This window comes from Acidovorax sp. GW821-FHT09A11 (assembly GCF_059418365.1).
Map to the genome: position 1 here is coordinate 364,873 of NZ_JBWKPS010000002.1, position 20,167 is coordinate 385,039.

At 69.2% G+C, this 20,167-nt stretch carries 16 protein-coding genes, 1 other RNA gene and 1 riboswitch; of the genes, 4 read left to right on the top strand and 13 right to left on the bottom strand.

Annotated features, from left to right (window positions below; genetic code table 11):
• Positions 1-13: 13 nt before the first annotated feature.
• The 9 genes from cobN to AC07PV_RS05775 all read right to left on the bottom strand — a co-directional run bounded on the left by cobN (position 14) and on the right by AC07PV_RS05775 (position 11,814).
• On the bottom strand, positions 14-4,249 hold the full coding sequence (gene cobN / locus AC07PV_RS05735; RefSeq protein WP_494629678.1) for a cobaltochelatase subunit CobN: 4,236 nt from the start codon (positions 4,247-4,249) through the stop codon (positions 14-16).
• The gene (locus tag AC07PV_RS05740) at positions 4,246-4,632 is read right to left on the bottom strand and encodes a DUF2149 domain-containing protein (protein ID WP_192428614.1); all 387 of its coding nucleotides are present in this window, start codon (positions 4,630-4,632) and stop codon (positions 4,246-4,248) included. Before AC07PV_RS05740 ends, cobN begins: the two co-directional genes overlap by 4 nt.
• Positions 4,629-5,096, bottom strand: a complete 468-nt coding sequence (locus AC07PV_RS05745; protein WP_008906167.1) for a hypothetical protein — start codon at positions 5,094-5,096, stop codon at positions 4,629-4,631. The genes AC07PV_RS05740 and AC07PV_RS05745 overlap by 4 nt, the downstream gene beginning before the upstream one ends.
• A complete protein-coding gene (locus AC07PV_RS05750) occupies positions 5,093-5,911 on the bottom strand; it encodes an ABC transporter ATP-binding protein (RefSeq protein ID WP_494629680.1) in 819 nt (272 codons plus the stop codon). The genes AC07PV_RS05745 and AC07PV_RS05750 overlap by 4 nt, the downstream gene beginning before the upstream one ends.
• Positions 5,908-6,942 carry a FecCD family ABC transporter permease gene (locus AC07PV_RS05755; protein WP_494629681.1) on the bottom strand — a complete coding sequence of 345 codons (1,035 nt, stop codon included), beginning with the start codon at positions 6,940-6,942 and terminating at the stop codon, positions 5,908-5,910. Before AC07PV_RS05755 ends, AC07PV_RS05750 begins: the two co-directional genes overlap by 4 nt.
• A complete protein-coding gene (locus AC07PV_RS05760) occupies positions 6,939-7,841 on the bottom strand; it encodes an ABC transporter substrate-binding protein (RefSeq protein WP_192428617.1) in 903 nt (300 codons plus the stop codon). Before AC07PV_RS05760 ends, AC07PV_RS05755 begins: the two co-directional genes overlap by 4 nt.
• 4 nt (positions 7,842-7,845) lie before the next feature.
• Positions 7,846-8,439, bottom strand: coding sequence for a bifunctional adenosylcobinamide kinase/adenosylcobinamide-phosphate guanylyltransferase (locus AC07PV_RS05765; RefSeq protein ID WP_494629682.1), 594 nt, complete (start codon positions 8,437-8,439; stop codon positions 7,846-7,848).
• Complete coding sequence (locus tag AC07PV_RS05770; protein ID WP_494629684.1) at positions 8,436-9,794, bottom strand: cobyrinic acid a,c-diamide synthase CobB; 1,359 nt, start codon at positions 9,792-9,794, stop codon at positions 8,436-8,438. The genes AC07PV_RS05765 and AC07PV_RS05770 overlap by 4 nt, the downstream gene beginning before the upstream one ends.
• A 142-nt stretch (positions 9,795-9,936) precedes the next feature.
• Positions 9,937-11,814 (bottom strand): TonB-dependent receptor domain-containing protein, encoded by a 1,878-nt coding sequence (locus tag AC07PV_RS05775; RefSeq protein WP_494629686.1) that lies wholly within the window; start codon positions 11,812-11,814, stop codon positions 9,937-9,939.
• A gap of 84 nt (positions 11,815-11,898) precedes the next feature.
• Positions 11,899-12,136: riboswitch (cobalamin riboswitch) on the bottom strand.
• 36 nt (positions 12,137-12,172) lie between these two features.
• Here AC07PV_RS05775 and AC07PV_RS05780 point away from each other — a divergent pair.
• The 4 genes from AC07PV_RS05780 (at position 12,173) to AC07PV_RS05795 (ending at position 13,956) form a co-directional block, all read left to right on the top strand.
• The gene (locus tag AC07PV_RS05780) at positions 12,173-12,397 is read left to right on the top strand and encodes a DUF904 domain-containing protein (RefSeq protein ID WP_218294155.1); all 225 of its coding nucleotides are present in this window, start codon (positions 12,173-12,175) and stop codon (positions 12,395-12,397) included.
• Positions 12,394-12,759, top strand: coding sequence for a cell division protein ZapA (locus AC07PV_RS05785; protein ID WP_218294154.1), 366 nt, complete (start codon positions 12,394-12,396; stop codon positions 12,757-12,759). Before AC07PV_RS05780 ends, AC07PV_RS05785 begins: the two co-directional genes overlap by 4 nt.
• Positions 12,760-12,854: 95 nt before the next feature.
• Positions 12,855-13,034, top strand: a non-coding RNA gene (ssrS, locus tag AC07PV_RS05790) — 6S RNA.
• Positions 13,035-13,140: 106 nt separating this feature from the next.
• The gene (locus AC07PV_RS05795) at positions 13,141-13,956 is read left to right on the top strand and encodes a sulfite exporter TauE/SafE family protein (RefSeq protein WP_218294153.1); all 816 of its coding nucleotides are present in this window, start codon (positions 13,141-13,143) and stop codon (positions 13,954-13,956) included.
• An 80-nt stretch (positions 13,957-14,036) separates the two neighbouring features.
• Here AC07PV_RS05795 and AC07PV_RS05800 read toward each other — a convergent pair whose 3' ends face one another.
• The 4 genes from AC07PV_RS05800 to hemN form a co-directional block, all read right to left on the bottom strand.
• Positions 14,037-16,484, bottom strand: coding sequence for a sensor domain-containing protein (locus tag AC07PV_RS05800; protein WP_494629688.1), 2,448 nt, complete (start codon positions 16,482-16,484; stop codon positions 14,037-14,039).
• A complete protein-coding gene (locus AC07PV_RS05805) occupies positions 16,481-17,779 on the bottom strand; it encodes a cyclic di-GMP phosphodiesterase (protein ID WP_218294151.1) in 1,299 nt (432 codons plus the stop codon). Before AC07PV_RS05805 ends, AC07PV_RS05800 begins: the two co-directional genes overlap by 4 nt.
• A 210-nt stretch (positions 17,780-17,989) precedes the next feature.
• On the bottom strand, positions 17,990-18,748 hold the full coding sequence (locus AC07PV_RS05810; protein WP_218294150.1) for a sulfite exporter TauE/SafE family protein: 759 nt from the start codon (positions 18,746-18,748) through the stop codon (positions 17,990-17,992).
• A 5-nt stretch (positions 18,749-18,753) separates the two neighbouring features.
• On the bottom strand, positions 18,754-20,136 hold the full coding sequence (gene hemN / locus AC07PV_RS05815) for an oxygen-independent coproporphyrinogen III oxidase (protein WP_218294149.1): 1,383 nt from the start codon (positions 20,134-20,136) through the stop codon (positions 18,754-18,756).
• Positions 20,137-20,167: the final 31 nt, after the last annotated feature.

Here is a 20,167-nt window from a genome sequence, read left to right on the forward strand (position 1 = left end):
AAGAAGGGTCGATTCACGCGCGGGCCAGGCCGGGCGCGGCGGACAGTGAGAACGGACGGCGCGCCTGCCACGCAGCGCCCGCCAGCACCACCAGGGCCATGACCAGCAGGGCCACGATGCCGGCCATGCGCTCCACGGGGCTGGGTTCTTGGGCGGTGTCGGGGGCATCGCGCTCGGGCTGGCGCTCCAGCAGCACGCCCATGGCGGGCACGGTGGGTGCGGCGGGCAAGGCTTCTGCCTGGGCGGGTGGCGCAGGCAGGTCGGCAGCAGGCGGCACGGGCCGTGGCGCCTGCGCGGCAGGCGACTGCGGCGTGGCCACGGCCATCCCGGCGGGCACGGACTCTACTGCTTGCACACCCTGCGCGGCCTGCTCCACCCAGCGCCGCACGCTGGGCAGCTCGGCCGCCAGCGGGGCCGCGCGCGTGAGCTCCTGGTACATCTGCGCGAGTTGCTTTTGCGTGGCGGCATCGGCCTGCCAATAGCCCTGGCGCTGCGCCTGCACCAGGCGCTCCAGCGACTGGGCATAGGCCTGCGGATGCTCTTTGAGCCATTCGGGCAGGCCCAGCTGGTGCTTGTCGCGCACCAGCACGTCGTAGAAACTCTGCCAATGGTCGCTGCGCACCGTGTCGGGCGCCACGGCCTGCCAGCCCCAGGCGAACTGCACGGCCTTGAGCACCTGCAGCGTGCCCGAATAGCCCTCGGCCTTCTGCGCCTTGAGCCAGCCCGGGTGCAGGTAGCGCGACTGCATCTCCAGCGCAATGGCGCGCTGCGCGGTTTCGGTGGTGGGCTCGCTCACATCCTGCAGCTGGGCCACGTGCAGCTCCAGCCCCTGCGACCGGCCGGCCACGCGGGCTGCGGCCGACAGGCCGCCCAGGTACTGGAACGGGTCATCCGAGCTGACCATGGCGTACAGGTTCGAGCTGCGCGACAGGATGGCGGCGTCGGTACGGCGCAGGTGGGCCCCCAGCGCCTTCGCGGCCGTGCCGCCCGCAACCCCCGTCACCGGTTCGCCCTCCAGATAGGGCTGGCTCATCCGCTCGAGGAACATCTGGCCCAGGCGCGCATCGTTGGTTTGCAGGCCGTCGCTCTGCACCGCGTCGGACAGGCCGGTGCCATAGTCGCCCACCGCGTTGCCGAACGAGCGCACGCGCGCCAGTTGCTCGGCCTGCGCGCGGGGCACACCCTGCTTGCGCAGCTCCTGGCCGATCTGCTCGGTATTGCGCGCAATCACATTGCCGGGCTCGGCCGTCGCGGCCTGGGCCACGGCGCGGTCGAGGAGCGCCATCAGCGCGGGGAACTGGTCGCGGTACGAGCCGGTGATGCTCATGAGCACATCGACGCGCGGGCGTTTGAGTTCTTCTGCGGCAATGGCCTCCACACGCACCGGGCGGCCCGCGTCGTCCCACACCGGGCGCATGCCCAACGCCACGAGGGCCTGCGCTTCCATGATCCCCTGGTGGCGCAGTGTTTCGCCCGCCCACAGCGACAACGCCATGCGCTGCGGCACCTGGCCGCCATGGCGCGCCTGGTAGTCCTTGAACCAGTCGTTGAACAGCGTCTGCGCCACGGCATAGGCCTGGCGCGTGGGCAGGCGGCTCGGGTCCAGCCCCGTGAGGTTGCGGCCCGTGGGCAGGCTCTCGGGGTTGCGGATCGGGTCGCCGCCGTACGCAGCGGTGAGGAAACGGCCCTCCAGCCCCGCCAGCAGGCCGGGCATTTCACCTTCGGTGGCCAGCAGGCGCTCCAGCTCCTGTGCGCGCTGGGCCAGTTGCAGCAGCGCGGGCGTGTCGATGGGCTTGCGCGCGGCGCGGTTGGGCACATGGTCTTCGGCGCGCACCACGTCGGATGCGCCCGCCGCACCCGGCGTTGCCACCTGCGCTGGCAGCACGGGGCGCAGGTCCAGCACGCTGGCGGCCTGCGCGTCGGTCAGCGCCACCTCCAGCCAGCGTGCGGGGCGCGCGGCCAGCACGGCATCGTGCTTGATGAGGAAGGCTTCGTCGATGTCTTCGCCCAGTGCCTCGATCAGCGGCTTGCGCAGCGCCTGCAGGATGGTCTCGCGCCGCTGCTCGGGCGCGGGCACGCGGCCGAACACGGCCAGGCCCTTGGGCTGCGAGCTTTGCGCGAGCTGGTCCAGATAGGGGTGCAGGATTTCCAGGAAGCCGCTGAAGTCGGCCGCGATGCGCTCGGCGCTCCAGCCCAGGTCGCGGTGCAGCTGGTGCTCCACAAACTGCGCCACCAGCTGCTTTTCGAGCGCGCGGCGCGTGGGGCCTTCATCCACGGTTTCCCATTCGTGCATCACCTCGTGCATGTGGGCCATGCGCGCCTCGAAGCCTGCAGGCGCGAACACGGGCGTGCGGTGGCTTACCAGCACGGCGCGGCCCCGGCGCTTGGCCGTGAGGGCCTCGCCCAGGTTGTCCACGATGTAGGGGTAGACCACGGGCAGGTCACCGAGTGGCAGCAGCGCGTCGTCGTGCACATCCAGCGCACGCGCCTTGCCACCGGCCCATTCCTGCGTGCCGTGCGTGCCGAAGTGGATGAGCGCATCGGCCTCCAGCTGCGCCCACAGGTACACCGCCAGGTAATGGTGCGACAGCGGCGCCTTGCTCTTGTGCATGAAGGGGTTCTGGCCCAGGCGCAGGGTTTCCTCACGCGGGGGCTGGGGCAGCACGGCCAGCTGGCCCACCTGCAGGCGTGGGATGGCGAACACTTTTTCGCCCTGCCACTCGACCACGTAGCGGCTCTTTTCGGGCGGGCCCCAGTGCGCGTTCATGCGCTCGCGCACGGCCTTCGGCAGCGTGGCCAAGTGCTGCTCATAGCGCGCCAGTGGCAGCGCGGCGGCCTGGCCGTTTTGCAGCAGCGCGCGCACATCGGCGCCGGGGTAGTAAACGGCGAGCAGCGGCTTGAGCCCGTCGATCCAGCCCTGCTCGGGCACACGCTCGGTGCGGTAGCCCGCCTGGGCCAGGCCGCCCGACACCTGCTCCAGGCTGCGCGGCACGTTGAGGAACGATGCGCCGAAGTTGGTGCCGCCCGGCGGGTAGTTGTAGACCATGGCCACCAGGCGCTTGTCTGCTGCCGGTTTGGTCTGCAGCGCGATCAGCCGCCGCGCCTTGGCGGCCACGGCCTGGGCCTGGCGGTCGATGAGGCGGAAGTCCCGGCCCTCGGCGCCGTGGGCGGCGACCAGGACCGGGTCGATGGCACCCGCCGCCTCAGGCTGCGCCAGATAGAACGGCACATCGGACAGCGACAGGCCCGTGTCGTTGGCCTCCCACGCAGCGGCATCGCCCGCGCGGTAGGGCTGCGTGCCCAGCAGGGGTGCGCCCCAGCGGGCCAGCAGCGGCTGCAGCGCGGCGGCCTGGGGCACGAGCTGGTGCAGCACCAGGGCCGAGGCATGCAGGCGGCCGGGTCCAGTGCCGCTCTCGGGGGGCAGCTCCAGCACCTCGGCCAGCGTCTGCGCCGTGACCTGCTGGCCAAAGGCCGCATAGGCGAACAGGCCCTGCTGGCGGAAGGTGCGCAGCCAGGCATCGAGCCATTCGGTGCTGCCATCGACAAAATGGTGGCGGTGCACCAGCACGGCCACCGCCGGCAGGCCGCGCAGCGACGCGGGCTGGCCCTGGCGCCATGCCTCGAGCGCCATGGCGTTGGGCAGCAGCCGGGGCGCGTCGGGGTGGTAGATGCCCCGGGTGGGCAGGATCTCCGGCGCGGGCAAAACGGGCATGGCCACACCCGCCACGGTGGCACGCGCCAGGGCGATGGCGCTCTTCAGGTTGCGCGGGCCGCCGGCCTGCAGGTAGGCCACCATGCGGGCGGGCGCATCGAGCGCGGTCAAGTCGGCGGCGGGGGTGCCCGCAGGCACCCAGACCACGCGGCCGGGTGAACGTGTGGCACGGGCATCGAGCTGCGCCCCCGCCATGCGGCGCAGGCGTGCCTCCACGCTGGCGTGCGGCGCATCCACCCACACCAGCGCAGCGCCCGCCAGCGCGCGCTCCAGCTTCTGGGCCTGGGCCGCGTCCAGCACCGCCGGGCCACCCAACGTGTAGTCGATATGCACAAAGCCCAGACCCGCCTCGGTGGCCAGGCGCTGCACCATGGCCGTGCGCGTGGCTGTGGTGATGTCGGAGGTAAGCCACAGCAGCACGGGTGCGGCCTTGTTGGCGCCAGCTGCGCACTGGGCCTTGTCCGCCTGCACGGCATGCACCAGCGGCGCAGCCAGCAGCAGGCACCAGAGTGCCGCGCGCAGGATCAGCGCCTTCATGGCTTGGCGGGTGCCGGCGTGGCGGCGCCACCCGCGCCACCGGCCGAAGCGCCGGCAGGAGCAGCGCCCGTTTCAGGGATGTAGACGATGTTGCCGTCTTCGAGCTTGTAGGCCACGCCCGCGCGCACGCCCTGCCCTTGCGCCGCGCTGCCCGCGCCCTTGAAGCGCACTTCCTTGCCCTGCTCGCGCACCACCACTTCCATGTCGGGCTGGCCGGGGTTGCGGATGATGGTGACGCTCTCGTTGGCGCTGGTCTGGGTCTGCACGGCCACGGCCGTGAGCAGCGCCACCACGAGCACCAGGAACACGTCCACCAGGTTCACGGCCGACAGCATCGGGTCGTCGTCGTCCTCGGCCAGCACATTCAGGTGCTTCAAGGTCATTGCGCCACCCCGCGCTCCTTGCGCACCACCAGCAGTTCGGCCAGCAGCCAGCGGCGGCGCACCGAATACACCACCAGGCCCACCGACGCGGCGGCCAGCGCCAGCACCACACCGGCAAAGGCGCCGCTGAACACCGCCAGCGCCTGCTGGCCGTTGCCCGCCGCCACGCTTTGCAGCGCAGGGCCGAGCGGGATCATCGTGGCGATCAGCCCCAGCATGGGCGACAGGCGGCTGAGCAGGCGCACGGGCTCCACCTGGCGCACCAGCTGCAGCTCCAGCTCTTCCATCGACAAGCCAGGGGCCACCCGCAGCGAGCGGTACTGCGGCTGGCGCCAGCGCTGCCAGGCTTCCATCAGCGTGGCGCCGCCCGACCACAGCGCGTAGACAAACGCCAGCCCCACCAGCACCAGCACCGGCCACAGCAGCGACTGCGCGACCTGCGAAAAACCCGATTCGATGTTCATGCTTGCACTTCCTTCATTCCTTGGTTGTTGTTCTTGCGTTGCAGGGAGGGCAGCGCCATCCACATGCCATCCAGATGCCGCACATGGATGCGGTGGTCAAACACGCTCTCCAGCGCGGCGTGGGTATCGGGCGCATCGCAGGCGCCCTGGTGCAGCACGCGGCCCTCCGCCATCACCACCATGTCGTCGGCCTGCAGCGCGAGCGACACCTCGTGCAGCACGCTGACCACCGTGCCGCCCGCGTCCACCAGCGCGCGCATGGTGTGCAGCCAGTCGGTCTGGTGGGGCGGGTCGAGGTTGGCCAGGGGCTCATCCATCAGCAGCACCTGCGCCTGCACGGCCAGGGCGCGGGCCAGCAGCACGCGCTGGCGCTCGCCGCCCGACAGCTGCGCCAGCGGGCGGTGGCGCCAGTCCCAGGCCTGCGTGGTGCGCAGCGCCTGCTCGACCGCTGCGTGGTCGGCCGCACCCGGCGGCGCCAGCCAGGCCTGGTGCGGCAGGCGGCCCAACATGGCCACGTCGTAGCTCGTGAGGTCGTCGGCCGAGCCTTCGTTCTGCCCCAGCCAGGCGAGCTGCCGGGCACGTTCGCGTGCGGGGATCTGCGCGAGTGGGCGGCCCAGCAGCAATACTTCGCCCTGCACCGCAGCGCGCGGCAACAGTCCCGCCAGCACCTTGAGCAGGGTGGACTTGCCCGCGCCGTTGGGGCCGACGATGCTGGTCCAGCGCCCGGCAGGCAGTTGCAGGTCAATGCCCTGCAATATCAAGCGATTTCCGATGCTGGCGCTTATCTGGCAAGCACTGATAGCTACTGAATTCATAGCGAACCACCTTGCGATGTACGCCGGTGCATGAGCCACAGCAGGTAGGTTCCACCCAGCGCCGCCGTGAGCACGCCCACGGGCAGCTCCTGCGGCGCCAGCAGCCAGCGCGCCAGGATGTCGGCCGCCAGCAGCAGCACCGCACCCATCAGGCTTGCGAGCACGATGTGCCGCTCGTGCGTCACGCGCACGATGGAGCGCACCAGGTGTGGCGCGGCCAGCCCCACAAACGCGATGAGCCCCGTTTGCGCCACGGCCGTGCCCGTGGCCAGCGCCATGGCGGCCACCAGCCCGACACGCATGGGCATGAGCGGCAGGCCCAGGCTGGCCGCCGTGGCCTCGCCCAGCGTGAGGCCATCGAGCGCGCGCGCCAGCATCCAGGCGACCACCGAGCACAGCCCCCAGGCCACGGCCATCAGCACACAAGCCATCCAGCCCACAAAGGCGGTGCTGCCCAGCGTGAACGCCTGCATGGCCTGCAGGATGTCGGGCGAGGCCAGCTCCACCAGGTCGCGCATCGCGCCAAGCACCACGCCCACAATCACGCCCGCCAGCAGCAGGCGCAGCGTGTGCTGCACACCTTTGGCGAGCAGCAGCGTGAGCACCACCGCCCCCGCCGCGCCCAGGAAAGCCATGCCCGTGATGCCGATGCGCGCCAGCCACTGCGCCGCCACCGGCGACACACCGAACAGCGCCATCGCCACCGCCCCGCCCAGCGCGGCGCCCGAGGCGCTGCCCAGCAGGTACGGGTCGGCCAGCGGGTTGCGGAACAGCCCCTGCGCCACCGCGCCCGACAGGCCCAGCAGCGCGCCCGCCAGCCACGCGCCCAGCGTGCGCGGCAGGCGGATGTCCCACACGATCTGCCAGGCGACGGGGTCGCCGTGCATGCGCAGCACGCTGTCAAAACCCGTGCTGCCCACGCTGGCGCCACACACGGTCAGCACAACACTGGCCAGCAGCAGCCAGGCGGCACACCATGCCGCGCGGCGGCTGGCGGAACCTGTTGGCAAATCCATGGCAAGGCTGGTCATGGAGCTTTCTCCACCAGGCAGCGCGCCATGATGCGGGCGGCCTCGGCCATGCGCGGGCCAGGTCGCACCACCACATCCGAATCACCGGGGCCAAACACGCACAGCCGGTTGTCGCGAATCGCACGCATACTGGCCCAGCCGGGGTACGGCACCATGGCCTGCATGCTGCGGTTGCCGATCATGATGATGTCGGGGTTGGCGCGCACGACAAACTCGGGGTTCAGGCGCGGGAACGGACCGAGCGACGCAGGAACCACGTTGCGCACCCCCAGCCGGGTGAGCGACTCGCCGATGAACGACGCCTCGCCCGCCGCGTATGGCCCCCGGCTCACCTCGAAGTACACGCGCGCATTTTTGGCCTTGGGTGGCAGGGACTGCGCCGCCGCCAGCACACCCGCATCGATCACGCGCCAGAGGCGGTCGGAGCCCTGCGCGCGGGGCACGCCCAGCAGGTCGCTCACGGTGCCCAGCACGCGGCGCACGTCGGCATGGGTCTTGGGCTCCAGCTGCACGACGGTGAGGCCCAGTGCCTCCAGCCGGTCGCTGGCGCGCGAGCTGACGGACATGAGCACCAGGTCCGGCTTGAGCGCCACGATGGCCTCGATGCTCGGATCGATCCCGCCGCCCACCTTGGGCAGCTTGCCGACCACGGCCTCGGGCCAGTTGGAATAGCGGTCCACCCCCACGAGCCGGTGGCACTGCTCCAGCTCGCACACGCTTTCGGTCAACGAGGGCAGCAGACTCACGATGCGCTCGGGCGGGCGGGGCAACGCGATCTTGCGGCCCTTGTCGTCGGTGATCTGCACAGGCTGCGCCCGCGCCAGCCCGGCCATGAGCAGGCCCAGCAGCAACAGGATGGCGATCACCCACAGGATGCGGCGCACGGGGGTTGGTTTCATAGTTTCATTTCAAGGTCAATGGCAGCCCGGCGGCCATCAGCGTGACGCGCGGGCACACCTGGGCCACCTGCTGGTTCAGCGTGCCCAGCGCATCCACGAAGGCGCGCACCTCGCGCCCCATCGGGATGACCCCCAGGCCAATTTCGTTGCCCACCAGAACAACGGGGCCGGGGGATTTCCGAACCGCTATCAAAAACATAGCTGCCTGCGCTTTCCAATCAAGCGCTAGAGCCTGTTTTTGTTCAAAACTCATGGTTTCCACACCCATGGGCATGGTCCAGTGGGTGAGCCACAGCGTGAGGCAGTCCACCACCAGTAGGGTCTGCGATGTGCTGTGCAACGCCACGGCAGCGGCCACATCGTGTGGCTCTTCCACCGTCTGCAGACCCGGCACCCGTTCGGCGCGGTCCCGCTGGTGGCGGGCGATGCGCTCACGCATCTCGTCGTCCCAGGCTTGCCCCGTGGCGATGAGCACGGCGCGGTGGTCGCTGGATTGCGCCAGCCAGTCGCGCGCCAGCAACTCGGCGCGGCGGGATTTGCCGCTTTTCTGGCCACCCAGGATGAGTTCGGTGGTGATGGGGTGCGGGGTGGGAGTCATGCCGAGACGCCTCCCAGCAGATGCGCCACGGCCTCGGGGCTGGACGGAAACCACGCATGGAAGTAGCTGGCGTGGAGGCTGCCCTGCTGGTACAGCGCCTCGCCCGCATCCGGCGCAACCGCTTCATGGGGGCGGGCGGTGCGGGCCACCACGGGGGCGCTGCTGTCGCTGGTCGAGTAGTGGAAGGTGTGGCCGCGCAGGGTGTGCCCCGCCACCGCCAGTTGCTGCGGCCCGAGCGCCGCCAGGCGTTTTTGCATGGTCACGCGGCCGGGCAGCAGACTCCACAGCGGGGCCGTGCTGCCGTCGGCCAGCGTGATGGATTCAAACAGCGCCATCATGCCGCCGCACTCGGCCCACAGGGGTTTGCCCGCGGCCCCATGGGCGCGCAGGCTGGCCTGCATGCCGGTGTTGGCCGCTATCTGCGCGGTGTGCAGCTCGGGGTAGCCGCCGGGCAGCCACACGGCATCGCAGTCGGGCAGCGCGGCATCGTGCAGCGGCGAGAAGAACACCACGCGCGCGCCCATCTGTTCAAGGCATTGCACATTGGCGGCGTAGATGAAACAGAACGCGGCGTCGCGTCCCACGGCCACGGTGCGGCCCGCCAGCAACGGCGGCACGGCGGCTGCCACTGCGGGAGCCGGAAAGTCCACGGCCCAGCGCTGCAGGTCCTCCAGCGTCATCTGGCCCAGGGGCGTGGCCGCAAGGGCATCGGCGGCGGCGTCCAGACGCTGCAGGCTGTCGGGCAGCTCATGCGCCGCGACCAGACCCAGGTGGCGTTCGGGCAGCAGCGCCGCACCGGCCTTGCCCGCAGCGGGCGCAGTGCCAGACTGCACCCGCATCAGCGCTCCCATCCAGTCGTCGGCGTCGTGCAAGCCACCCTGCAGCATGTCGGCATGGCGGGCACTGCCCACGCGGTTGGCCAGCACACCGGCCCAGGGCAGGCCCGGCCGGTAGTGGCGCAAGCCGTAGGCCAGCGCGCCAAAGGTGCCCGCCATGGCCGAGGCATCGACCACGGCCAGCACCGGCACGCCGAAGTGCCGCGCCAGATCGGCCGCGCTGGGGGTGCCGTCAAACAGCCCCATCACGCCTTCGATCAGGACCAGGTCCGACGCCCGGGCGGCGTCGTGCAGGCGCTGGGCACAGTCCGCCTCGCCGTTCATCCACAGGTCGAGCTGGTGCACCGGCGCTCCGCTGGCCAGCTGGTGCCAGTGCGGGTCCAGAAAATCCGGGCCGCACTTGAACACCCGCACCCGCCGCCCCTGGCGCGCATGCAGGCGCGCCAGGGCGGCGGTGACGGTGGTCTTGCCCTGCCCGGAGGCCGGGGCGGCGATCAGCAGCGCGGGGCACCTGGTCATTTCAGCAACCCTGTGGGACACATTCCCGGCATGCCGATGAAACTGGCACGCACGAAGCCAGTGCCACCGTGGAACTGGCTCCGCCAGGCCCCGGGTGGCATCCCCCCGCGGGGGGAAGGCGCGCAGCGCCTCAGGGGGCGCTTCACTGCGGGGCCCACTTCACGCCGACGTAGGCGGTGCGGCCCGCGGTGGCGTAGGTGCGGGCCAGCTCATAGTGCTTGTCGGCCAGGTTGTCCACGCGCGCCACCAGGGTGAAATCGCGAGCAACCCGCGTGCTGGCATACAGGCTGACCAGCGTGTAGCCGCCCAGCACCGTGGTGTTGGCGGCGTTGTCGAAGCGGCGGCCAGAGGCCTGCACCTCGGCGCCCACCGTCCAGCCAACGAGTTGCGTGTCGGCTCCCAGTGTGCCGTGGCGCTTGGAGCGGCGGGCCAGCAGCTTGCCCGTGGCCAGGTCGCGCGGGTTCTGCAGATCGAGCGAGCCGCGCAGCTGCACGCCGCCGAGGCGGTACGAACCCGCCAGCGTCACTCCCTTGTACTCGGCCCGCGCGGTGTTCACGTAGCAGCCGAAATCCGACGGACAAGGCCCTGCGGCCCCGAACGTGATCAGATCCTGCACCCGGTTACGGTAGGCGGTGGCGGAGAAGCTGCTGCCGCCCTCGGCCCAGCGCAGGCCCACCTCGACATTGCGGCTGCTCTCGGGATTGAGCGACCCCGTGCCGTACTCGCTGAAGCGGTGGTACAGCGTGGGGGCCCGGAAGGCCGTGCCCACCGATGCCGTCGCGCGCCACTGGGGTGCAAAGGCGTAGCCGTAGGCCAGGCTGCCCGTGCCCTTGCCGCCGAACTCGCTGTCCGAGTCGTGCCGCACATTGGCCTGCACCGTGTGGCCGCCCGCGCTGTAGCCATAGCCCAGCGCAACGGCGTCCTGCGAGCGCTTGCGGTCGATGGGCTTGTTTTCCAGATTGTCTTCGCGGCGCTCCAGCGCGGCGGTCAACAGGTGCGCACCCTCGCGCCATTCATTCTGGAACAGGTAGCCGCGCAGGTGGGTATCGCTCAGGTACACCGAGGGCTTGGTTTCGTACCTGTCGCGCGAATCGGTCAGCTGCAGGCGCGTCTTGTACTGCGGGGTCCATTGCGCCTGCCAGTTCAGGCCCAGGGCATGCAGCCTGTGCTTGTTGCGGTCATCCTTGCCCAGGCCGCTGTCGTAGCCACTGTCGAGGTCGTTGACCAGCAGCGTGCCTTCCAGCCGGTGCATGGCGTTGACCTGCAGGCCCACCCGCGCGTTGGCAGAGGTGCTTTCATACCCGTCGCGGTCGGGGTTCTGCGTGGCGACGGTGCGCGCGTTGAAGCCCTTGCTTTCCTCGCGTGCAATGCCCAGCGCGTAGTCGATCGTGCCGCTGGCACCGCTCACACCGGCTTCGATCTTGCGCGTGCCGTGGCTGCCGAACCCCACGCCCACATAGGGCGCGGTGCCGTTTTCGCCGCGCTTGGTGAAGATCTGCACCACCCCACCCATGGCGTCGGAGCCATAGACCGCGCCCGCCGGGCCGCGCAGCACTTCGATGCGGTCGATCTGCGCCAGCGGGATCGACTCCCATGCCGCGCCGCCGGTGGATTGGGAATCGATGCGCACGCCGTCGATGTACACGGCCGTGAAGCGCGACTCAGCGCCGCGCAGGAACACGCCCGTGGTCGTGCCGGGGCCGCCGTTGCGCGAGAACTCGATGCCGGGGACACGGGCGAGCACGTCGGCCAGGCCGGTGGCGCCACTGGTTTCGATGGTCTCGCGATCCAGGACGGTCACATCGGCCACCAGGTCGGACAAGGGCTGGGGCGTGCGCGTGGCGGTCACCACGGTTTCGGTCAGCGAGGGCGCGCGCAGGTTCTGCGCCAGCAGCACGGGGCCGCCGGCATCGGCCTGCTGGGCCTGCACGGAGCAGGCGCCCACAACGGCCAGCGCCACCAGCGCGGGACGCAGGCACAGCGGCGCAGCAAGGCGCGCACGAGAGGTACGGATTTTCATGGGGAACATCGTCAACAAACAAAACCCGCGCCGGCCTCCCCGCCAGCAAATGGGTGATACGGCTGCGCGCACCCTGATCGGGCGCGTGCAACCACCGTGTTGGCCGGTATCCGGGCTGGCGGAACACCCTTCAAAGCCTTCCCAGGGGCTTGTTCAAGGCACCCAGTGGCATGTGTATGAAGGGGGAATCGGAACGATTCGTCCGCTGACCGTTGCGGGGGCAGCGCAGGCTGGGCGCACCATGGTTGGCGGCACCTCCCTGCTTCCCGTTGAACTGCGGCATGTGAACCACACCGCGAGCACCAACAATGGGATTTTACGACCGTTTACAACCGCCAACCCTACAATCGACAGCTGTATGGCAACACCGTCCACCACCGACCAGATCGCCGAGCGCGTCGAACGCCTGCTGCTGCGGCACGCGGAACTGCAACGCACCAACGCGCTGCTCGCCGATCAGGTGGCCGCCCTCGCGCAGGAGCGGGATTCGCTCAAATCGCGCCTGAGCGCGGCCCGCGCCCGGGTTGACGCGCTGCTGGAGCGGCTGCCCGCGGCGGCCCCTGTCACGAAAGAATCCGAATGAAGCAAATCGAGGTGCAGATCCTGCAGCAAAGCTACCTGCTGACCTGCCCCGAGGGGCATGAAAGCCGCTTGCTGGATGCCGTTGAACGCGTCGACACGGCCATGACCCGCATCCGCGACGCCGGCAAGGTGCGCGCCCGTGAACGCATCGCGGTGCTGGCCGCGCTGAACCTGGCTTTCGAGATTGCGGACCGCGAGGCGGCCGACCTGGCGGCGGGCGCGGCTGCCAAGTCCTCCCCGCCGCCTGCGGCACAGCCCGGAGCGCAGGCCGCCTTGCCCCTGCCCGAGCGGGACGAGGACCACCTCAAGGTCCTGGTCCAGCGGCTCGACGAGGCATTGGGCGAGGACGGGCGCCTGCTCTGACGCGGCGCCCCCCGGCACCTCTGAACCCGGCGCGCCGCCCTGCGGTCTTTACATGTCCTGGCGCCGGCGTCGGACTCCGCCAGCGCCTACAATCAGGCTGTCTGCGATGCTGTCGGGCTTTATATTTCCTTGAACCAATGCTCAACGAGCTCGGGCTTGGTACATTGCCCGGTGAGCGTGATCATCTCGCGTCAGATGAACCCAACGCCTGGCTGCCCTCGCCCACCTGAACCCCCGGTTCAGGATGAGAGTCCGGTGGCAATCGCAGACACCTTCTTCCTTCCCCATGCCGCTGTCGCCACCGCCTCACCTTCCCGCTGAACGGCCGACCGGGCGCCGCCTCCCCGCCCCCTGTTCCCTCCCCTTCTCCCTTTTTGCCCCATGCTGGATCCTCTCCTGATCGTTGAACTCGGTGTACTGGGCCTGGCAACCGGCTTTCTGGCCGGCCTGCTCGGCATCGGCGGCGGCATGCTGCTGGTGCCGTTCATGACGTACATCCTGGGTGCCCAGAAGGTGGCACCGGACCTCGCGGTGAAGATGGCCATCGCGACCTCCATGGCGACGATCATGTTCACCTCGATCTCCAGCGTGCGCGCGCACCACCAGCGTGGGGCGGTGCGCTGGGACATCGTCAAGCGCCTGGCGCCCGGCATCGTGCTCGGTGGATTCATCGCCAGCCTGGGCGTGTTCGCGCTCCTCAAGGGCTCGTTCCTGGCGATCTTCTTCGCGCTGTTCGTGAGTTTTTCGGCCTCTCAGATGTTCCTGGACAAGAAGCCCGCCCCCTCGCGCCAGATGCCTGCCGGCGCGGGGCAGGTGGCGGCGGGCGGCGTGATCGGGTTCCTGTCGGGGCTGGTGGGTGCCGGCGGCGGCTTCGTGAGCGTGCCGTTCATGACGTGGTGCAACGTGCCCATCCACAATGCCGTGGCCACCAGCGCCGCGCTCGGCTTCCCCATCGCCCTCGCCAACGTGGTGGGCTACGTGATTGGCGGCCAGAACGTGAGCGGATTGCCCCCGGCATCGCTGGGCTACATCTGGCTTCCCGCCCTGGCGGTGATCGCGACCTGCAGCGTGCTCACCGCGCCCCTGGGCGCCAGGGCGGCGCACAGCCTGCCGGTCAAGCAACTCAAGCGCGTGTTCGCATCCCTGCTCTTCGGCCTGGCGGCCTACATGCTCTGGAAGGGCATCGCGGCCTCCTGAGGCTCTGCCGTGGGGCCACGGCGCAAGGGCAGCGGAGATGGTGGCCAAGGCGGTGGTGCGAAGCCCTTGGCCTCGCGCGCCTAGGTCTGGACGGAATTGCGCCGGCCCTGCGCCTTCAAGGGCAGCGGCTTGCCCAGCAGGGCACGAAACTCGTGGGCAGGAAGCCCGGGCGCGCACAGAAAACCCTGGTAGTGGTCGCATTGCATCTGAAGCAGCACCGCCTGCTGGGTTTCGGTTTCCACGCCCTCCGCCACCACCTCCACATGCATGGCGCGCCCCATGCTGATGATCGCGCTCACGATGGCCCGGTCGCCATCGTCGTCGGGCAGCCCGCGCACGAACGACTGGTCGATCTTGAGCTTGTGGATCGGCAGCTTCTTCAGGTACGCCAGGCTGGAATAGCCCGTGCCGAAATCATCGATGGCGAGGCCAATGCCCAGGCCGGCCAGCACGCGCAGGCGCTGCTCCATCTCCTGCGCATCCTGCAGCAGGATGGTTTCGGTCAGCTCCAGCTCCAGCAGCGTGGGCGGCAGCTGGTGCACCGCCAGCAGGCGCGTGATCCGGTCCACGAAATCGGGCTGGCGGAACTCCAGCGCGGACACGTTCACCGAGATCATGATGGGCATGCCGCTGTGCATCCACACCGCCGCCTCGCGCACGGCCTGCTCCATGACCCAGGCACCCAGCGTGACGATGTAGCCGGACTCCTCCGCGAGGGGGATGAACTGCCCGGGCGAGACCGCGCCGAATTCAGGGTCGGTCCAGCGGATCAGGGCCTCGGCGCCCGTGATGCGCCCCGTGGCCATGTTGACCTGCGGCTGGTAGTGCACCGCCATGCGGTCCAGACCCAGCGCCTGGCGCATCGCATGCTCCATCTGCATGCGCGACAGCAGGTTGGCGTTCATTTGCGGCTGGTAGAAGCCATAGCTGCCCCGGCCGCGCTCCTTGACGCGGTACATGGCGGTATCGGCCTGCTTGATGAGGTCGTCCAGCGTGGCCCCGTCCTGCGGGTACAGCGCCATGCCGATGCTGCACTGGATGGAGAAACCCATGCCGTCGAGCATGAAGGGCTTGAGCATGTCGTCCAGGATGCGGCGCGCCACGCTCTCGGCCACCACGGCATCCCCACCGTGCAGATAGATGACGAACTCATCCCCGCCCAGCCGGCACAGCATGTCCGTCTGGCGCAGGCAGGCCTGCAATCGCTCGGCCACCAGCTGCAGCACCCGGTCGCCAAAGGGATGGCCCAGCGAGTCATTGATGATCTTGAAACGGTCGAGGTCCAGGAACAGGATCGCGAAACCGGTGTCGCTCTGGCGGGCGCCCTGGATGGCCGTGTCCACCCGCTGCGACAGAAGCAGCCGGTTGGGCAGCCCTGTGAGCACATCGCTGTACGCCAGCTCTTCGATGCGCTTCTGGGCCGCATGCTGCAGCGTCAGGTCGCGCATGAAGCCGATGCTCTGCACCAGCCGCCCCTCGTCGTCGCGCAACGCCACCCACGACAGCTGCACCGCGCAATAGGTCCCGTTGTCCCGGGGAAGCCACAGCTCGCCTTCCCAGAAGCCTTCTCTGGACCAGCCTTGCAGCACCTGTTCCATGAACGCCGCATCGGGGCCGCCGCCAAAGAGAGAGGCCGCCGTGTTGCCCTCGAACGACTTGGCCGACGGGCCCACGAGGCGCTCGCATCCCGGGTTCATGCGCAGGACCCGGTGCTGGCTGTCGGCGATGAAGATCGCGTCCAGGCTGGATTCGAACACCCTGGCGGCAAGGCGCAGGCTGGCTTGTATCTCGGTCTGCCGGGTGATGTCCCGGAACGAGTACACACGCCCCACCGGCCGCCCCTGGCTGAACTGGGGGACCGTGCGCAGCTCCAGCACCGCGCCGTTGCGCAGCACCAGGATGTCGGTGCTCTCCTGCATCGGCTCGCGCGCAATCGCGGCCAGGCGCTCCGAATAGGCCGCCGCATCGTTCACCTGCGTGGCCATGTGGGCATACACCGCCCCATCGTCACGCTCAAGGAGCAGGTCGCGCGGAATGTTCCACAGCTGTGCAAGGCGCTGATTGAACGCCCGCACCCGGCCATCAAGGCTGCAGACGAGCATGCCGTCGGCCGCGGAGTCCAGGGTGGCGCGCAGTTCGGACAGCAGGGTTTCCAGCTCGCGCTCGGTGGCCTCCTGGGCACTGCGGTCCAGCATGCTCAGCATGTACACCGTATCGCCGCCCGCCGCGCCCCAGGGCACGCGGCTTACCTGCCGGTCCACGGGCACCAGCGTGCCATCCGCACGCAGAAGACGGGTGTGGGAATGGATGCCGCCCGCCACCACCTCGGCGGGCTCCCCCCAGAACGCCTGGTCCTGCGGCGTGGTGGCCAAGCCGAGCACCGATGCACCGACCATGGCGGACACGGGGGTCCCTACCAGCCGCTGCGCGGCGGCATTCGCGTGCAGGATGAGCAGGCTGGCCTCATCGACAAGCCAGACGGCTTCCTGTAGCGCGTCAAGCCAGCCGTGGGATTGCGAAACCCTCACGAACCTGCCTCTTCATTGCCGGGACTGACCGCACGCTCGAAAAAGTAACAGATGCGCTGACGGGGAGAGAGATAGTCCAGCGCATCGCGCGGCAACTGCGCGGGCTTGAGGCTGCGCCGGATGCCCAGCTCGGGCACCGTTTCCAGGTCCAGGATCGGTGCTTCGTCCTTGGGCACACGGGAATCGTGCACGATGACCTTGGGCCGCAGGGGCCGCGACGAGTTGACCGAGGCAACGATCGCATAGCGGTCATTGACCAACTGGACAATGGAGCCCGGCGGGTACACCCCCATCATGCGGATGAATGCCCCCAGAACCACGGAATCGAAGCGCGCCTTGAGCTGCGCGAAGATGACGGACAACGCCTCGTGGGGCGTGAGCGCATCCACGCCGTTGGCCGGGTTGCACATGCGGTCGTACCGGTTGACCAGCGCCAGCACCTGCCCCGCCCGTCCCAGGTCAGGCCCCGACAGCCGCAGGGGGAACCCGCTGCCATCGGCCATTTCGTGATGCCGCGCAATGGCCGTCAGCACCGCTTCGGGCAGCCCCATGCGCGTGGCGAATGCCACGGACTCGCCCACGTGGGACTCGTAGCGCGTTCGCTCCATGGGGATCATCGAGGGCGTGGGCTGGCGCAGGTTCGGCGGCAGCTTGAGCTTGCCCAGGTCATGGATCAGGGCCGCGATGCCGAGATCATGCAGCTCGGAGCTCTTCATGCCCAGGGCACGGCCCAGCAGCAGGGAGATCACCATCACGTTGATGGGGTGCAGGGCATTGCGCTCGCCAACGCCCTCCGACAGCAACCGGATGACGGAGTCACCGTTCTCGAGGAGTTCCGATACGCAGCCAGCCACCAGCGCATCGCCCTTGGTGCGGGCCTGGTCCGGGTGCTCGGACGCAACGCGTTCGAGTGCCTGGTACTGCCGGGTGGCCTCTCCGAACCGCTGGTTGCAGGCCGCCAAGGTGCGGTTCTGCGCCTCCAGCAATTCGCGCCGGCGCTGCGCCTCCGGGTCCACGGTGGCCGTGGCGCCGGGGGCATCCGGTCCCTGGGCCGAGGGCACCGTCATCTCCGGCACGCTCCAGGCGGCCGGAACCAGCTCCCGTTGCTCCGGATCGCTTTTCTTGGGGACGTATCGCACCTCGGTGAGCCCCAGTTCCCGCAACGTCGCGATCTGGTCCGCCGATGCCACCCGGAAACTGCTCACCGGGAACGGATGGTGCATCCAGCCCACATCGAGCTGGATGTACATGCCGACGCGCAGTTGGCTGATATCGATGAGGATGGAGGAGTTCACTTCGGGGCGCGCGAAACATGGAGACGTGAATGCCACCAATAGTTACACAGATTATCGCCAGTTCGAAGGCCTTGTCGAAGGAGCCCACCCGCGCCGCGGCGGCACGGCAACACTTGCCTGCCCGAAGGCGCGGGGCGGGGCAATCCCCCTCATGGGGATGTGGGTTACCGAAACCGCCGCGCCCTCAGGCCGCCGCGGCCCGAATGCACGCTAGCGGCACCACAGCGAGGGTTTGTAGACGAGGTCCATCCACAGTGCCCAGCTTGCCACCGCGCAGAGCAGGCCACCGGCGGCGCGCGTCCCCCAGTCCGCGCGCACGGTGTTGAGCCGGGCCCGCAACCGCGTCCAGGCCCAGGGCCCGCCGACCAGCCAGACGCCGCTGCCAATGCCAAAAAGCGCCATGGACAATGCGCCCTCCAGGGGCCCTCCGCTCAAGGCAGCCACCAGCAGCGCCGAATACAGCAAGCCACAGGGCATCAGCGCCCAGAGAAACCCCGCGGCAAGAATGCCTCCCGGGGCACGGACCAGAGGCCGCACGCGCTCCCACACGCCACGGCCCGCCTGCTCCACCCAGAGCGGCTGCCGCGCCTGGACCATCAGCATCAGCCCCCACGCCATCACCGCGACGTGCATCAAGGTCCACGCCGGGCGCAGTGCCATGGTCTGCTGAGTGAGCCACGCCAGGCTGTCCATGGCCAGGGCGGCCAGCCCGCCCGCCAGCGCATATCCCGTCAGGCGGCCCGCATGAAAGGCCACGGCCCGCCGGGCCACGCCACCGCGCGGTGCCCACCGCACCGCCTGCACCTTCGGGGGAGCCCCCTCCGCCGGCGCCCCGGCGCCCGGGGCGGATGCGCAGCCCGCGCTCCCCTGCCCCACCACGGCGCCACAAGGTGCCGAGCACATGGCCAGGCAATGGGACCCGCCAACGAGCCCCATCAACAAGGCAGTCGAGGCAACCGTTGCAAGCATGGGATTCAGATGATGCGTGAAAAACGCGCTCGGTTGCGGTCTGCCTGCAGATATCGGTCGAAAACCATGGCGATGCCGCGCACGAAGAACCAGCCCATGGCCGTGACCTCGACACCGTCGGGCCTCACCTTGACCAGCCCCTGCTCGGCCATGGTGTCGAGTTGCGCCAGTTCGGCGGAGAAATAGTGCCGAAAATCGAGGAGCCAGGCCTGTTCCATGGGCTCGAACAGCAGTTCTCCCTGGCACATCAAGGACATGATGACGGCGCGGCGCACGAGGTCGTCCCGCGTCAGGGCCAGGCCACGCACCACAGGCAGACGCCCCTGGTTCAGCAGGTCGTAGTACTCATCCAGGGTCTTGGCGTTCTGGCTGTAGGTGGCGCCGACCCTGCCAATGGCCGACACGCCCAGGCCGATCAGGTCGCAGTCGGGCTGGGTGCTGTAGCCCTGGAAGTTACGGTGCAGGCGGCCCTGCCGCTTGGCGACGGCCAGCGAGTCCTCCGGCAGCGCGAAGTGGTCCATCCCCACATACACATAGCCGGCGCCCATGAACGCGTCGAGCGAACGGGAGAGCATCGACACCTTGCCGGAGGCTGCGGGCAGTTCGGCGGAGAGGATGCGGCGCTGGGGCTTGAACCGCTCCGGCAGGTGGGCATAGGCATACAGCGCAATGCGATCAGGCCGCAACTGAACCACCTGCGCCAGCGTGCGGTCGAACGACTCCGGCGTCTGGCGCGGCAACCCGTAGATCAGGTCCACATTGATCGATTCGAAGCCGAGCGAGCGCGCGGATTCCACCAGCGAAAACACCTGTTCGGCGGGCTGGATGCGGTGCACCGCCTTCTGGACCTCGGGGTCAAAATCCTGCACGCCAAAACTCAGCCGGTTGAATCCAAGCTCCGCGAGCACGGCAAGCCGGTCGGCATTGACGGTACGGGGGTCCACCTCGATAGAGTACTCCCCGCCCGGCGCCAGGGTGAAGCTGCGCTGGAGCATCGCCATGAGTTCCCGCAAGCCATCGTCCGACAGGAAGGTGGGGGTGCCGCCGCCCAGGTGCAGCTGGCTCACCACCTGGCCCGTGCCGCAGTGCGCCGTGTGCAGATCGATCTCGCGGCTGAGATAGCGCAGATAGACTTCAGCCCGGTCGTGGTGCTTGGTGATGATCTTGTTGCAGGCGCAGTAGTAGCACAGCGACTCGCAAAAGGGGATGTGCACATACAGGGACAAGGGCAGCGCCTTGGTCAGGGTGCCCATGCGGCGCTGCTCGAGGGCGAGGGCGTAGTCCTCCTGGCCGAAGGCTTCCACAAACCGGTCGGCCGTCGGATAGGAGGTATAGCGGGGGCCTGGTACGTCAAAACGGCGCAGCAGGTCAGGCGAAACAGCGGTCATGGGGCGAATCCTTGCGTACACCTTGACTGTG

Coding starts and splice junctions, on each gene's coding strand:
- AC07PV_RS05785 (WP_218294154.1), top strand. CDS start 12,394: ATGAAGCAAATCGAGGTGCAGATCCTGCAGCAAAGCTACCTGCTGACC.
- AC07PV_RS05795 (WP_218294153.1), top strand. CDS start 13,141: ATGCTGGATCCTCTCCTGATCGTTGAACTCGGTGTACTGGGCCTGGCA.
- AC07PV_RS05760 (WP_192428617.1), bottom strand. CDS start 7,841: ATGAAACCAACCCCCGTGCGCCGCATCCTGTGGGTGATCGCCATCCTG.
- AC07PV_RS05740 (WP_192428614.1), bottom strand. CDS start 4,632: ATGACCTTGAAGCACCTGAATGTGCTGGCCGAGGACGACGACGACCCG.
- AC07PV_RS05810 (WP_218294150.1), bottom strand. CDS start 18,748: ATGCTTGCAACGGTTGCCTCGACTGCCTTGTTGATGGGGCTCGTTGGC.
- cobN (WP_494629678.1), bottom strand. CDS start 4,249: ATGAAGGCGCTGATCCTGCGCGCGGCACTCTGGTGCCTGCTGCTGGCT.
- AC07PV_RS05755 (WP_494629681.1), bottom strand. CDS start 6,942: ATGACCAGCCTTGCCATGGATTTGCCAACAGGTTCCGCCAGCCGCCGC.
- AC07PV_RS05750 (WP_494629680.1), bottom strand. CDS start 5,911: ATGAATTCAGTAGCTATCAGTGCTTGCCAGATAAGCGCCAGCATCGGA.
- AC07PV_RS05770 (WP_494629684.1), bottom strand. CDS start 9,794: ATGACCAGGTGCCCCGCGCTGCTGATCGCCGCCCCGGCCTCCGGGCAG.
- AC07PV_RS05765 (WP_494629682.1), bottom strand. CDS start 8,439: ATGACTCCCACCCCGCACCCCATCACCACCGAACTCATCCTGGGTGGC.
- AC07PV_RS05745 (WP_008906167.1), bottom strand. CDS start 5,096: ATGAACATCGAATCGGGTTTTTCGCAGGTCGCGCAGTCGCTGCTGTGG.
- hemN (WP_218294149.1), bottom strand. CDS start 20,136: ATGACCGCTGTTTCGCCTGACCTGCTGCGCCGTTTTGACGTACCAGGC.
- AC07PV_RS05780 (WP_218294155.1), top strand. CDS start 12,173: ATGGCAACACCGTCCACCACCGACCAGATCGCCGAGCGCGTCGAACGC.
- AC07PV_RS05775 (WP_494629686.1), bottom strand. CDS start 11,814: ATGAAAATCCGTACCTCTCGTGCGCGCCTTGCTGCGCCGCTGTGCCTG.